The sequence below is a fragment of the Pseudomonas sp. H1_F01 genome, from assembly GCF_054681425.1.
Genome location: NZ_CP162823.1, coordinates 5187484 through 5200575, shown reverse-complemented (window position 1 = coordinate 5200575; position 13092 = coordinate 5187484). Strand labels below are relative to the sequence as shown.

Here is a 13092-nt window from a genome sequence, read left to right as displayed (position 1 = left end):
TGTCGTGTCTACTGACGAGCAGTTGCAAGCCCTGCATCAGGACGGTTTCGTCCTGATGCCCGGTGTGTTGGATGCCCGGCAGATCGCCGACCTGCGCCATGCCATCGACCAGTTGAAGCCCCAGCATTGGGACTACAGCGGCGTCATTGATCATTACAAATGCGTGTTCAATCGCAATCCGTTCTGGCTGCCGTTCCTGGATGTGGCCGGGGTGATCGAGCTGGCCGAGGCGGCCCTGGGTGATGATTGCCATGTCATTGGCCAGACAGCCTGGCGCTGCCATCCCGGTTTTACCGGGGCGCCGTTGCACCTGGATTATCTGGCGATGCAATTGCCGCCAGGGCTGTTGGCCGACCCTGCCTTTGAACTGCCGATGCAGGTTTTTACCGCGCAGTTTTACCTGGATGACATCGACGCCGACTTGAGTCCGACCCAGGTCATTGCGGGCAGTCACAAGGCCGGCCGGGCGCCGGTGAAGGGCGAAACGCAGTGGGAAGGGCGCTCTGCGCAGCCGGTGCTGTGCCGGGCGGGCGATGTGTTGATACTGCGCAGTGAGTTATGGCACGCCGGTAGCGACAACCGCACCGCCGACCGCACGCGCTACATGCTCCAGGTGCACTACGGCCGGCGGATGGTCGCGCAGAAGTTCTCACCTTATCTGCACTGGCAGTTCAACCCTGTGGTCTTGGCCGCCGCGACACCTCGTCAGCGGCGGTTATTGGGCGATCACCAGGAAGCTGAATACGATTGAGCCTGGCTCAGTCAGATCCACACATCATTGACCGCCGTTCGCTCGTTGGTTTCCTCGCCGGTATTGAGGACACCACGGGGTTCGATCAGCAGCAGTTTCACTTCGTGTGCGGCGCTGGGCTTGTGCTCGACACCTTTTTTGACCACGTACATTTCGCCCGGCCCTATGGTTACCGCACCGTCGCGAAAGTCGATACGCAACTCGCCCTCCAGCACGATGAAGGTTTCATCGGTGTCGGCGTGGGTGTGCCAGATGAATTCGCCTTCGAGCCGGACGATCTTGAATTGGTAGTCATTCATTTCGGCCACGACTTTCGGTGCCCATTGTTCGTGGAACAGTGCGTATTTCTGAGCGAAGTTGATGGGGGCGTAGCGGGTCATCGAGGCATGCTCCTCAGGTGGGTGGTGAGCCGTACCTTACTGTCGGAGCCTGGGTGCGTATTGGATGATCGTGCAGCTTTTTGCCGTGCGCAGCCTCTGCCTTCAGCGCAGCATTTTCAGCCAGCGTGCCGGTGAAATACCGAAGGCCTGGGTGTGCAGTCGGGTCATGTGGCTCTGATCGAAAAAACCACAGGCCAGGGCTGCTTCGCTCAACGGCATGCCATGCAATACCAGGCGCCGGGCTTCGTTCAAGCGGCGCTGGGTGATGTAGCGATAGGGGCTGGTGCCGTACAGTGCCCGGAAATCCCGGGACAGGCTCCATCGATCCCGGCCGCTGGCCTGCACCAGGTCGTCCAGTGTGATCGCCTGGTGGAGGGCATCGTGGATGAACAGGCGGGCACGCTCCGCTGCCGGGTAGTCGATCAGCCGCCGCCCACGTCGGCTGCCGGCCGCGATGTCGAGCGCCTGGGCCACATCGTAGATGGCGTCCTCTTCCTCCAGCGGATCGAGGGGATGATCCAGGCCGTTCAATAGTCGACGGGTCGCGATGTTGAGGCGAGGGTCGTTGGACAATCCTCCTTCGATGAAGGGCAATGGCTTGCCCCCCAGCACTTGCTGGATCACCGACGGTTCTATGTAGAGCATCCGGTAGCGAAAACCCTCGCTCGTCCCGGCTTCGCCATCGTGCACCTCGTCTGGGTGCAGGACGACGGTGCCGCCGGGCTGGCTGTGGCGTTTGCTGTGGCGATAGTTGAAGCTCTGCACGCCGGAAAGTGTGATTCCGATGGCGTAGGTGTCGTGGCGATGGGTGGTGTAGCCATGCCCGCTGAAATAGGCCTCGATGCGTTCCATTTTCCTCGAATCGGGCGCTCGTACCAGCCAGTCGCGATTATGGATTGATCGAGTCATTGCACCAGCCTCCTGCTTTTGTCCGCATACCCTACCGCAAAAAAAGCTGAACCGGTGTAGGAGCTGTCGAGTGCAACGAGGCTGCGATCTTTCCCCAGACACTTGAATCTCAAGCGAAAGATCAAGACCAAAAGATCGCAGGCTTCGCCAGCTCCTACAGAGCCCTCGTGGCGCTGTTAGATCTCCTTTACAGGCGTTTCACCCTGGACATTCTTGATCAGCCCGATGACATGAAGGCAGTCACTCTTGTTCACATAGGATTCGCCGCTGGCGATCGTTTCGTGGTTGCCGGCTCTCAAGCGCCAGCGCCACTGGCCTTTGCCGGTGCTCTGGGTGCCTCGGGTCTGTCGATAGATTTCAAAATACATCGGTTCGCTCCCTGCGATTCATTCAGTCAAGACATGCGTTGGGCATGTGGCTGCCAGCCTAGCCAAGTGGGTGGTTTTGGCTACGGGAAATTCGTTTCCATTGGTTATCAAATATTGCTGGGCATGAGCCCGGAGAGGCTGTTCGACTTTCTGTAGGAAAAAAGTCATGTTGCGAACATGTAGTCCGCTGAAGTTCCGGTTTGATCCTTGCGTTGCCCTGCCCGGTCCTGCTTAATACGTTTCGACGCCTAGGGCCGCAAGCCAATGGGACTGAAAACACTATAAGAAAAAGAGCCATCAAGTGACTGAATATCCAGGAACGGATCTGCAGGGTCATCTAGCGCTTTCGCTTGTCATTCCGGTCTACAACGAAGTCCAGTCCATCGATGTGTTCATGGCCAGGATCGACCAGGTCTTTGCCCATGAAGCGCTGGTGAGCCTGGAACTGGTGTTCGTCAACGATGGCAGCGTGGACGACACATTGGTGCTGCTGCTGGAACGGCAGAAGACCGATCCGCGCATCCGGGTCGTCGACCTGAGTCGCAACTTCGGCAAGGAGGCGGCGTTGAGTGCCGGCCTGCAAGCCGCCCGTGGCCAGGCGGTGGTGCCGATCGATGTCGATTTGCAAGACCCTCCCGAAGTGATCCTGGAAATGATTGCCCACTGGCGCAACGGTGCCGAAGTGGTGCTGGGCCATCGGATCAACCGCGACTCCGACTCCTGGGCCAAGCAGGTTTCCGCCAACGGGTTCTACCGGCTGCACAATAAAATCGCCGACCACAAGCTGCCGGAGAATGTCGGCGATTTTCGCTTGATGGATCGCTGCGTGGTCGATGCCCTGCAAACCCTGCCCGAATCGCGCCGCTTCATGAAAGGGCTGTTTGCCTGGGTAGGATTCCGCACCACCTACGTGGATTACGTCAGGCCTGAACGGGCCGCCGGTGAAAGCAAGTTCAATGGCTGGCGCCTGTGGAATTTCGCCCTTGAAGGCATCACCAGCTTCAGCACCGAACCGCTGCGTATCTGGACGTACCTGGGGCTTTGCGTCTCGCTGGTGTCCTTTGCGTTCGCCATCTTTATCGTGCTGCGAACGCTGATTTCCGGGGTGGACCTGCCGGGCTATGCCTCGCTGATGGTGGCGGTCACGTTCCTGGGCGGGTTGCAACTGATCGGTATCGGCGTGCTGGGCGAATACCTGGGCCGCACCTACATCGAATCCAAGCGCCGACCGGTTTTCCTGGTGCGGCGCATCTATGACGCCAAGGACTGACCATGGACCTCAAGGAAACCGATATCCTCGGTCCCGATATCGAGCAGCATTGGTACTACCGCTCGAAAGCACGCGCCATGCTGCACATGCTCAAGGGTTTCTCGGCCAGTACGCTACTGGACGTGGGGGCTGGGTCGGGCTTTTTTTCCCATCACCTGCTGACCCATACCGCAACGGCCCAGGCCTGGTGCGTGGACATCAGTTATCCGGCCGACTCCGACGCCAGCACCGCCGGTAAACCGGTCCGCTACCGCCGTGCCATCGACACGCTGGACGCGGACCTGGTGTTGCTGATGGACGTGCTGGAGCATGTGGACGATGACGTGGGGCTGCTCAAGGCCTACGTTGACAAAGTGCCGTCGGGCAGCCGCTTCCTGATCACCGTGCCGGCGTTCCAGTTTCTCTGGAGCGGGCATGATGATTTTCTCGAGCACAAGCGCCGCTACACCCTCAAGCAGCTGGAAAGTGTCGTGGCGCAGGCCGGTCTGCAGGTCCAGCAAGGTGCGTATTACTTCGGCCTGGTATTTCCGATTGCCGCCGGTCTGCGACTGTTGCAGCGCAAGGCGTCCGGAGCCCCGGCCAAGTCGCAGCTGGCGCGGCATCATCCGCTGGTCAATGGCGTGTTGAAGTCTCTGTGCAGCCTGGAGCGTCCGTTCATGGGCGCCAATCGTATGGCCGGCCTGACGGTGTTCTGCCTGGCGCAGAAGCCGTGATCTGGACGCACTCGCCGTTGCTGCGACGTGCCCTGCGCTTTGCCATGACAGGCCTGCTCGTCACGGCGGTGCATGTGCTGGCTGCGGTGCTGTTCGTGCACCTGATCCTGGCAAACCCGCCACTGGCCAATGGTTTCGCCTTTGTCGTGGCGACCGTGGTGTCGTACCTGGTCAACACCCTCTGGAGCTTTTCCAGCCGCTTGCATGGCCGCACCCTCGGCCGTTTCGTGGTGGTCTCGATCGGCGGGTTGGGGCTGGCGATGCTGGTGGCCTGGGTGGCCCAGCGTGTCGGCCTGGATTACCTGGCGGGCATCGCGGCCGTGGCACTGATTATCCCGGTGTTTACCTTCATCCTGCATAATTTCTGGACGTATCGATGACCGTTCGTGGTGAGCGTTATTGGGTTTGCTTGTTGCCCATACTGTTGGGCGCGCTGGCGTTCCTGCTGGTGATCGGCCCGCGGGTCCTGGATCCGACGAACATCGGCTGGTTGGGGGAGGGCGATGCGGCGACCCACTACATGGGCTGGGCGTTTTTCCGCAATTCACCCTGGACCTTTCCGTTGGGCATGAACCCTTCCTATGGTTTGGAGTTGGGCAACGGCATCATTTTTTCCGACTCCAACCCGCTGCTGGCGTTCCTGTTCAAACCCTTCAGCGCCTGGCTGCCCGAGACGTTCCAGTATTTTGGCCTGTGGTTGCTGGCCTGTTTCATCCTGCAAGCCTGGTTCGCCTGGAAATTGGTCGGCCTGTTGACGCCGTCGCTGTGGATCAGACTGTTGGGGACAGGGTTGTTTGTGTTTTCGCCGCCGATGTTTCTGCGCATGGGTGGGCATCTGTCGTTGTCCGGGCATTTCCTGATCCTGGCGGCCCTGTACCTGGCGCTGCGGCCGGACTTGCAGAAGCGGCGGCTGGCCTGGGGCGTGCTGCTGGCCGTGACGGCACTGGTGCATGCCTACCTGTTGGCCATGGTGGCGCTGATCTGGCTGGCTGACCTTGCCAGTCAGGCCATCAAGGGCCGGTTGTCCCGGCGCGATGCCTTGATCGAGCTGGGTGGCTTGTTTTTGCTGGTTGCGTTCTGCTGCTGGCAGGCGGGTTATTTCAGCGTGGGCGGCGGGACCGTGGCGGGCGGTTATGGGTTGTATCGCCTGAACGTGATGTCGCTGGTCAACCCCAGCGGCTGGTCACACACCTTGCGCGACATGCCCCAGGGCCCCGGGGACTACGAAGGTTTCAATTACCTGGGATTGGGCATCCTCATGCTGGCAATCTGCGCCGGCGTGGCGTTGCTGCAAGGCAACACCGGTTTGGCGAATGCCGTACGCCACAGGCGACTGTTGCTGTTGGCATTGATCGGGCTGACGCTGTTTTCGCTGACCAACAACCTCGGCATCGGCATGCTGAATCTGCATTACTGGCTGCCCAGGCCCCTTGAGCTGCTGGCGAACGTCTTTCGCGCGGCTGGCCGGATGTTCTGGCCGGTGTTCTACGCCATCGTATTTGCCGTGATTTTCCTGGTGATCCGCGGCAATAAACCACGGGCGGCGGTGTATCTGCTGGCCATTGCCCTGCTGGTGCAAGTCCTGGATACCCGCGCTGGATGGGCAGGCCTGCGCCAGAGCCGGATGATGCCGGCCGCCTCCAGTTGGCCCACGTCCATGACGGATCCGTTCTGGGCCAGTGCGGCCAGCCATTATTCGAAAGTCCGGACGCTGCTGCCGCAGAACCAGCCGGAAAATTGGCTGCTGACCAGCCAATACGCTCTGACGCATGGGTTGCAAACCGATGGCGTTTACCTGGGACGCATGGGCACCCGGGAGATCGAACAAGCCCAGCGACGCGCCGCGCAGATGCTTGCCAGCGGCGAGTATGCAGCGGATTCGTTGTACATCCTCGACCCTGGCACCGCGCTTCAGGCAGCGAAGACCGTCAAGCGCCAGACCGACCTGTTGACCCGTATCGATGGCCTCGTGGTGCTGGCGCCGGGTTGGAAGTCATGTGCCCAATGCCCACCGTTTGCCGATGAGACGCTGGATGTGCAGATGAAGCTCGGCGAGCGCCAGGTGTTCAGCCGAATCAACCCGATGTTGGCCGACGGCTGGGGACGCGTCGAGGAGTGGGGCACCTGGTCGGAAGGGACCGAGGCTGAGATTGTCTTGCGCATACCGCCAGAGGCGCGCGTCCTTTCGATCGAAGCGGCGGCGTTCGTGCAGCCCCAGCACGCGCGCCAGCGAGTGGACGTCTCGATCAACGGTGTGGCGGCGTTGTCGACGCAGTTCACGCGCCTGCAGGACAACACCTTTGAACTGCCCCTGACACCGGCCATTCGTGAAGCGATGGGCGTGGATGGGCCGTTGCGCGTGCATTTCCATTTACCCGATGCCATCAGTCCCAAGGCGCTGGGGTTGGGGGGGGATGAGCGCGTCATGGCGCTGGGGTTGAAATCATTGACCGTGAAGTAAGTTTTTATAGGGGCGCCTGAAACCGCTTGCAGGCGCAATGACTATTGTGGCGAGGGGATGAATCCCTCGCCACAAAAGCAGGGGCGCATAGACGCGCAGCCCCTGGCGTTTCTACACTGCATCCAATCAAGGATCGAGGGCAGTGGATGAACCGCAACGAATTGCGCAAGGCCGACATCAACCTGATGGTGGTTTTCGAAACGCTGATGCTTGAGCGTAACGTGACACGGGTGGCGGAAAAACTGTTCCTGGGCCAACCAACCATCAGCTCGGCCCTCAATCGTTTGCGCAAGATGTTCAACGACCCGTTGTTCATTCGCGTCGGCCACCGCATGGAGCCGACGGCCCGGGCTGAAGAAATCATCCGGCATCTATCTCCGGCGCTCGATTCGCTGTCTGTGGCCTTGAGCCTGACCCACGATTTCGATCCCACCAACAGCACCATGACGTTTCGCATCGGCCTGTCGGATGACGTCGAGTTCGGCCTGTTGCCGCCCCTGTTGAGCAGCCTGCGGCAAGAAGCGCCGCAAATCGTGTTCGTGGTGCAGCACGTCGATTACTGGCGCATCCCCGATTTGCTGGCATCGGGCGACATCACCGTGGGCATCAGCCAGACGCGCGGTCTGCCGGCCAACGCCAAGCGCAAATTGTTGCGACACATCCAGCCCCGGGTGTTGCGCGCCGATGCCTCGGACACGCCGCTGACCCTGGACGAGTATTGCGCGCGACCCCATGTGCTGGTGTCCCATACCGCGAACGTTGCCGGGTTTGCCGATGAATGGCTGGCCGAGATCGGACGCACGCGCCAGGTCGTGCTATCGGTGCCGCAATACAGCGCATTGCCGGCGTTGCTGGCCGGCACGGACCTGATCGCCAGCCTGCCGGACTATACCGCCGCCGCCATGGCGGCTTCGGGGCAACTGTTCAACGAACCCTTTCCTTTCAAGACCCCAACCCTGGATTTGTCCATGGTCTGGCTGAGCCATGTCGACAGTGACCCGGCCGAGCGCTGGTTGCGGTCGCGGTTGGAGGCCTTCATGGGCGAGCGTGGGGTCTTGGCGCAACCCTGACCCGGCCCGCAGCGAAACAAAACCTGCCCCAACGTTTAAAGTCGAGGTAAGGTTGTGACGGCTGAAATCCCCTTGTCATATTTTCGAATCGGAGTCGAACACATGCCTCACCTGCACATGGAGTACACCGCCAACCTGCCCGAGCTGAAGGCCGATGTCGCATTGCTGCGCCTGAACAATGCGCTGGTGGCCTCTGGCCAATTCGCCGCCGAGCTGGACATCAAGAGCCGGGCCGTGAAACTCGAGACTTTCCGGGTGGGCACGGGGCTGGGCGAGCGGGGTTTCGTCCACGTGAAGCTGGCCTTGCTGAGCGGTCGCTCGCCGGAAATCAAGAAGCAACTGGCCGATAGCCTGCTGGCCGTGATCCAGGAACTGGGGCCATGGCCGGCCGACGTTAGCGTGCAACTGTGCGTGGAAATCCTCGACATCGATCGAGGCCCGTATGCCAAGGCCATGATCGGTCAATGACGATCAAGTGTCGCGGGCGCCACAGGCCTTGATGATCTGTTCGCGCAGCCAGGCGTTGGCACTGTCCTGATCGACGGCCAGGCTCCACTGCATGTTCAGGGTGAACCCCGGCAGGCCCTGGGGCACTTCGTGATGATTGAAGATCGCCTCGTTGGCCAGCAGTTTCTGGATACGACGGGGCAGGGTCAGGATGAAGTCGGTGCCGGTGATCATCTTCAGTGCGGCACTGTAGCTGTTGGCGCGAGCGGCAATCTGGCGTTGATGCGCCTGCTGCGACAGCCAGCCGTCCACCATGTTGGTCGCTGACGACCAGGGCGTCGGAAACACGTGTCGACGCCGTACGAAAGACTGAAGGCTCAGTTGCGGCTCAAGTGGCGTCGCCCGTTTATCCACGACACAAACCAGGTCTTCCTCCAGCAACTGCCGGGATTTGAAATCGGCATGGTTGCTGTGGAAGTTCGGGCCGAAGCAGATCACCAGGTCCAGGCTGCCGTCGCGCAACTCTTCGGCGGGAATGTCGGCTTCAAGCTTGTGCACGTTCACCACCACCGGCAGATTGGCGTAATCGAAGCCTTGCAGCAGTTGCGGCAGGATCAACTGCTCGAAGTATTCCGGCGCGCAGATATTGAAGGTAATGGCCTGCCGGGTCGGATCGAAGGTGGGTGTACCGGCATGGCACAGGTTGATGCTTTGCAAAATGGCGCGCACATGGTCGTACATGCCTTCGGCCTTATAGGTAGGGCGCATGCCGGTGCGGGTGTTGATGAATAGCTCGTCTTCGAAACAGGTTCGCAGTTTCTTGAGGCAATAACTGACGGTTGACTGACTGACGCACAATGCCTCGGACACGCCGGTGACACTGCTTTGCTCGTACACGGCGCTAAACACCATGAGGTCTTGCATGTCGAGCTTTCTGAGGGAGTTACTGTTCAGCATCCGTTCTGTCTCTCGCTGTGCTCCTTGCGCGATTTTGCGCAAACCAGGCTGACGATCCTAACGGAACGATGGTGCCAAGAGAATGCCGGGCAGGCGCTTTCATGGTCGGGAACGGGACAGATAATGTAGGGAACACGACGTGTCGATCAACGACTGTTTGGTTTGCCTATGTTTAGTTCGCTGCGATCCAAGCTCCATCAAATCCAGGTTTAACCTCCCAGGGTGCCGTGGGACGCTTGCTCGATGTGTTTTTTGTGATGCGCTCATGGACGGTTGGCTCCTGGCATTCCAATACCCTTCATCTGCCGCGGTCGATCCGGTCGGCCGGTTCACGCCTGCCATGGCCCCAACTCTTAGTGCGTTGCCTTCCGAGCTAGCCTTTTGGGCGCTCTGGCATTGCCGTCACGCCCGTCCTCCAGATACTCGTATTACCTGTTGATCATTCGCAGTGTTCGCTCAATGGCGAGCACAGACTGACGGTGCCTTGTCGCCCGTCCGACATGGAAATACGAGCCTTCTCATGAGCCTTGCCAAGATTTCTTTCGCACCCGTGCAACACGCCCAGGCGTTTCTTGCGCAGAACCCCGATATCGAACTGTTCGAGCTGTTCATTCTCGACAACAACGGCGTGCCCCGGGGCAAGTTGTTGCATCGGGACGAGTTGCTGGCGGTCTTCGAAAGTGGCCGGCCACTGCCCAGTACGATTCTCGGGCTGACGGTCAATGGCGATGATGTGGAAAATTCCGGGCTGGTGTGGGACGTCGGTGACATCGATTGCCGTGCCTATCCCCTCAGCGGCAGCTTGCAGCGCATGCCGTGGCGATTGATTCCCACGGCCGCCGTGCAGGTCAGCATGCATCCCCGGGAAGGAATGCCGGCGACCATCGCCGATCCACGTTATCTGCTCAGCCAGGTGATCGAAGCCTTGCAGGCCGATGGTTATTACCCGGTGATGGCGGCGGAGCTGGAGTTTTATCTGCTGGACGCGCAACGCGACAGCCAAGGCCGGCCACAACCGGCGCGCGATGCCGACGGTGGCCGACCGCGTGCTACCCAGGTCTACGGTTTGCGCGAGCTGGAGCAGATCGAGCCGTTCCTGGCCGATCTGTACGCTGCGTGCAAGGTGCAAGGCATTCCGGCCCGGACCGCCATTTCCGAATACGCACCGGGACAAGTGGAGATCACCCTCGAGCACCGCAGCGATGCCTTGCAAGCCATGGATGAGGCGGTGCGCTACAAGCGACTGGTCAAGGGCGTGGCCCACAAGCACGGCATGCAGGCCTGCTTCATGGCCAAGCCGTTCGATCACTTGGCGGGCTCCGGCATGCACATGCATGTCAGCCTGGCGGACCGCGATGGCCACAATTTGTTTGCCAGTGAAGCCGCCGACGGCACGCCGCTGTTGCGCCAGGCAGTAGGTGGGATGCTCGACACCTTGCTCGATTCGCTGTTGATGTTTTGTCCGAACGCCAACTCCTACCGGCGCTTCCAAAGCAACAGCTACGCACCGCTGGCGGCGACCTGGGGCGTAGACAACCGCACGGTGAGCCTGAGGGTGCCGGGCGGCCCGGCGTTCTCGCGGCACATCGAGCATCGTATCTGCGGCGCCGATGCCAACCCTTACCTGGCTGCGGCGGCGATATTGGCCGGCATTCATCGCGGCCTGCGTGAACAGTGCGATCCCGGGAAGCCTGTCGAAGGCAACGGCTACGCCCAGGCGACCGAGCTGTTGCCCACCGACTGGCTCACCACCCTGCGTGCCCTTGAGGCATCGGCCTGGGCCCGGGAAGCGTTTGGCGATGAGTTTCTTGGCGTTTATCTGGCGGTCAAGCGCGCCGAATACCGTCAATTCATGGGGGAAGTCGGGGAGCAGGACTGGCGCTGGTATCTGAATCAGGCGTGAAACCGGCTGGCCAGTGGTTTCTTAAATAATTATTTAGTAGCAAGTTTTTCACGAAAAATTGATGGTGAGCTACCTAAAGTTTGTGCTGCCGTAGGAAATGAAATTTTCACATTTTCTACGGCACTTCTTTTTCAAAGAGCAACTTTCAGGAAGCCGTCAACCATCATGCTGACCATTAAAGCCGTGCGCCCCGAGTGGGTGACACTGGTCGCCAGTGCCTTTTTATTAGTGGGCTTCAACATCGTTCTCTGGCAACACTTGCTAGCGATCACCACGGCTGATGCTCGTGGCCTGCTGATGTGCCTGGCGTTTGGCCTGATGATTTTCAGCGCGTTCAACCTGGTGTTGACGCTCGTGGCTTTCCGTCCGCTGCTCAAGCCCGTGCTGATGCTGTTGTTCCTGATCAGCGCTGGCGTGGCGTATTTCATGGCCCAATACGGCGTATTGATCGACGCAGGCATGTTGCGCAACTTTGCTGAAACCAATGCCACGGAAGTTCGTGATCTGTTGTCGCTGAAGTTGTTTGTTTATATCGGGTTGTTGGGGGTGTTGCCTTGCTGGTTATTGTTCAAGACCCCGATCAACTACCGTCGTTGGCCCAAGGAATTATTAAGTAAGTTGCTGGTCGGCGTGGCGTCGGCCGCGGTGATTGGCGTGGTCGCCCTGGCCAACTACCAAGGCCTGTCTTCGTTGTTTCGCAACCACCACGAGTTGCGCTTGATGGTCGTGCCGAGCAATTACATCGGTGCTTCGTTCGGCTACTTGCGTGAGCAGGTCGCGTCGGCCAAGCAGCCGTTCATCACCCTGGGCGAGGACGCGAGCCGCAACCCCGCCTGGCAAACCCACGGCCGCAAATCCCTGACCGTGCTGGTGGTGGGCGAGAGTGCCCGGGCCGAGAACTTCGGCATCCTCGGCTATAACCGCGACACCACACCGACACTGGACAAAGAGGCCGGCCTGATCGCCTTCACCGACGTGCAGTCCTGCGGCACTGAAACCGCCGTGTCGGTGCCTTGCATGTTTTCCAACATGGGGCGCAAGAACTACGACGCCAGCGTCGCCAAGAATGAAGAGGGGTTGCTGGATGTGCTCAAGCGCGCCGGGCTGGAGGTGATCTGGCGGGACAACCAGTCTGGCTGCAAGGGCACCTGCGACCGGGTCACCGTGCAGGATGTGAGCAATCTGAAGGATCCAACCCTGTGTGCGAGCAGCGAATGTCGTGATGAAATCCTGCTCCAGGGGCTGCAGCATTTCATCGACACGCTCGACAAGGACACGGTGCTGGTGCTGCACCAGATGGGCAGCCACGGGCCGGAATACTTCAAGCGCTATCCCAAGGAGTACGAGCATTTCACCCCGGTCTGCGAAAGCAACGCGCTGGACAATTGCAGTCGCGAGAGCATCGTCAACGGCTACGACAACACGCTGGTGTACACCGACCATGTGCTCTCGACCCTGATCGATCTGCTGCGGGCCAACCAGGACAAGGTCGACACGGCCATGCTGTACCTGTCGGACCATGGCGAGTCCCTGGGCGAATACAACCTGTTTCTCCATGGCACACCCTACATGCTTGCCCCGGAGCAACAGAAACACGTGGCGATGCTTGCGTGGTTTTCCGACAGCTATCAGAAGTCTTTCTCGGTCGACACCCATTGCCTGCAACTGAGTCGGCAAAAGCCCTTGAGCCAGGACAACCTGTTTCATTCGATGATCGGGTTGCTGGAAGTCAACAGCCAGGTCTACAACCGGGACCTGGATCTGTTCGCCAACTGCCGCGGTGCGGTGATTGACGGTGTCCTGGCGCGAGAGTGATGGCCTGGACCTTTTTTTCACGCAGCGTTGTTTAACCTGTCATCCATC

The 13092-nt window shown here is 60.0% G+C and carries 13 protein-coding genes; 9 read left to right on the top strand and 4 right to left on the bottom strand.

Annotated features, from left to right (window positions below; translation table 11 throughout):
• The first annotated feature begins 4 nt into the window (after positions 1-4).
• Positions 5-751 carry a phytanoyl-CoA dioxygenase family protein gene (locus tag AB4O09_RS23415; protein ID WP_415239266.1) on the top strand — a complete coding sequence of 249 codons (747 nt, stop codon included), beginning with the start codon at positions 5-7 and terminating at the stop codon, positions 749-751.
• A gap of 11 nt (positions 752-762) precedes the next feature.
• Here AB4O09_RS23415 and AB4O09_RS23410 read toward each other — a convergent pair whose 3' ends face one another.
• The 3 genes from AB4O09_RS23410 to AB4O09_RS23400 form a co-directional block, all read right to left on the bottom strand.
• Positions 763-1131, bottom strand: a complete 369-nt coding sequence (locus AB4O09_RS23410; protein ID WP_003198826.1) for a cupin domain-containing protein — start codon at positions 1129-1131, stop codon at positions 763-765.
• Positions 1132-1233: 102 nt separating this feature from the next.
• Positions 1234-2040, bottom strand: a complete 807-nt coding sequence (locus AB4O09_RS23405; protein WP_003198828.1) for an AraC family transcriptional regulator — start codon at positions 2038-2040, stop codon at positions 1234-1236.
• A 176-nt stretch (positions 2041-2216) separates the two neighbouring features.
• Entirely contained in the window at positions 2217-2408 is a 192-nt protein-coding gene (locus AB4O09_RS23400; RefSeq protein ID WP_003198830.1) for a YegP family protein, read from the bottom strand.
• Between the two features lie 301 nt (positions 2409-2709).
• Here AB4O09_RS23400 and AB4O09_RS23395 point away from each other — a divergent pair, with 301 nt between their 5' ends.
• The 6 genes from AB4O09_RS23395 (at position 2710) to AB4O09_RS23370 (ending at position 8390) form a co-directional block, all read left to right on the top strand.
• Complete coding sequence (locus AB4O09_RS23395) at positions 2710-3678, top strand: glycosyltransferase family 2 protein (RefSeq protein ID WP_013692486.1); 969 nt, start codon at positions 2710-2712, stop codon at positions 3676-3678.
• Positions 3679-3680: 2 nt separating this feature from the next.
• Positions 3681-4391, top strand: a complete 711-nt coding sequence (locus tag AB4O09_RS23390) for a class I SAM-dependent methyltransferase (protein WP_003198834.1) — start codon at positions 3681-3683, stop codon at positions 4389-4391.
• 44 nt (positions 4392-4435) lie between these two features.
• The gene (locus AB4O09_RS23385; protein ID WP_043042647.1) at positions 4436-4771 is read left to right on the top strand and encodes a GtrA family protein; all 336 of its coding nucleotides are present in this window, start codon (positions 4436-4438) and stop codon (positions 4769-4771) included.
• Complete coding sequence (locus tag AB4O09_RS23380; RefSeq protein ID WP_460107554.1) at positions 4768-6852, top strand: DUF6311 domain-containing protein; 2085 nt, start codon at positions 4768-4770, stop codon at positions 6850-6852. Before AB4O09_RS23385 ends, AB4O09_RS23380 begins: the two co-directional genes overlap by 4 nt.
• 146 nt (positions 6853-6998) lie before the next feature.
• Positions 6999-7922, top strand: a complete 924-nt coding sequence (locus AB4O09_RS23375) for a LysR family transcriptional regulator (RefSeq protein ID WP_003198839.1) — start codon at positions 6999-7001, stop codon at positions 7920-7922.
• A gap of 102 nt (positions 7923-8024) precedes the next feature.
• Positions 8025-8390: a 5-carboxymethyl-2-hydroxymuconate Delta-isomerase gene (locus tag AB4O09_RS23370; protein ID WP_027911667.1), complete on the top strand. Its 366-nt coding sequence runs from the start codon at positions 8025-8027 to the stop codon at positions 8388-8390.
• A gap of 3 nt (positions 8391-8393) precedes the next feature.
• Here AB4O09_RS23370 and AB4O09_RS23365 read toward each other — a convergent pair whose 3' ends face one another.
• Positions 8394-9326: a LysR family transcriptional regulator gene (locus AB4O09_RS23365; RefSeq protein WP_003198843.1), complete on the bottom strand. Its 933-nt coding sequence runs from the start codon at positions 9324-9326 to the stop codon at positions 8394-8396.
• Positions 9327-9861: 535 nt separating this feature from the next.
• Between AB4O09_RS23365 and AB4O09_RS23360 the strand changes: the two genes are divergently transcribed.
• Both AB4O09_RS23360 and AB4O09_RS23355 read left to right on the top strand, forming a co-directional pair.
• Positions 9862-11229 carry a glutamine synthetase family protein gene (locus AB4O09_RS23360; protein WP_161796643.1) on the top strand — a complete coding sequence of 456 codons (1368 nt, stop codon included), beginning with the start codon at positions 9862-9864 and terminating at the stop codon, positions 11227-11229.
• A 165-nt stretch (positions 11230-11394) separates the two neighbouring features.
• A complete protein-coding gene (locus AB4O09_RS23355) occupies positions 11395-13044 on the top strand; it encodes a phosphoethanolamine transferase (protein ID WP_003198847.1) in 1650 nt (549 codons plus the stop codon).
• Positions 13045-13092 lie beyond the last annotated feature (48 nt).

Coding starts and splice junctions, on each gene's coding strand:
- AB4O09_RS23410 (WP_003198826.1), bottom strand. CDS start 1,131: ATGACCCGCTACGCCCCCATCAACTTCGCTCAGAAATACGCACTGTTC.
- AB4O09_RS23405 (WP_003198828.1), bottom strand. CDS start 2,040: ATGACTCGATCAATCCATAATCGCGACTGGCTGGTACGAGCGCCCGAT.
- AB4O09_RS23400 (WP_003198830.1), bottom strand. CDS start 2,408: ATGTATTTTGAAATCTATCGACAGACCCGAGGCACCCAGAGCACCGGC.
- AB4O09_RS23390 (WP_003198834.1), top strand. CDS start 3,681: ATGGACCTCAAGGAAACCGATATCCTCGGTCCCGATATCGAGCAGCAT.
- AB4O09_RS23385 (WP_043042647.1), top strand. CDS start 4,436: ATGACAGGCCTGCTCGTCACGGCGGTGCATGTGCTGGCTGCGGTGCTG.
- AB4O09_RS23380 (WP_460107554.1), top strand. CDS start 4,768: ATGACCGTTCGTGGTGAGCGTTATTGGGTTTGCTTGTTGCCCATACTG.
- AB4O09_RS23375 (WP_003198839.1), top strand. CDS start 6,999: ATGAACCGCAACGAATTGCGCAAGGCCGACATCAACCTGATGGTGGTT.
- AB4O09_RS23370 (WP_027911667.1), top strand. CDS start 8,025: ATGCCTCACCTGCACATGGAGTACACCGCCAACCTGCCCGAGCTGAAG.
- AB4O09_RS23365 (WP_003198843.1), bottom strand. CDS start 9,326: ATGCTGAACAGTAACTCCCTCAGAAAGCTCGACATGCAAGACCTCATG.
- AB4O09_RS23355 (WP_003198847.1), top strand. CDS start 11,395: ATGCTGACCATTAAAGCCGTGCGCCCCGAGTGGGTGACACTGGTCGCC.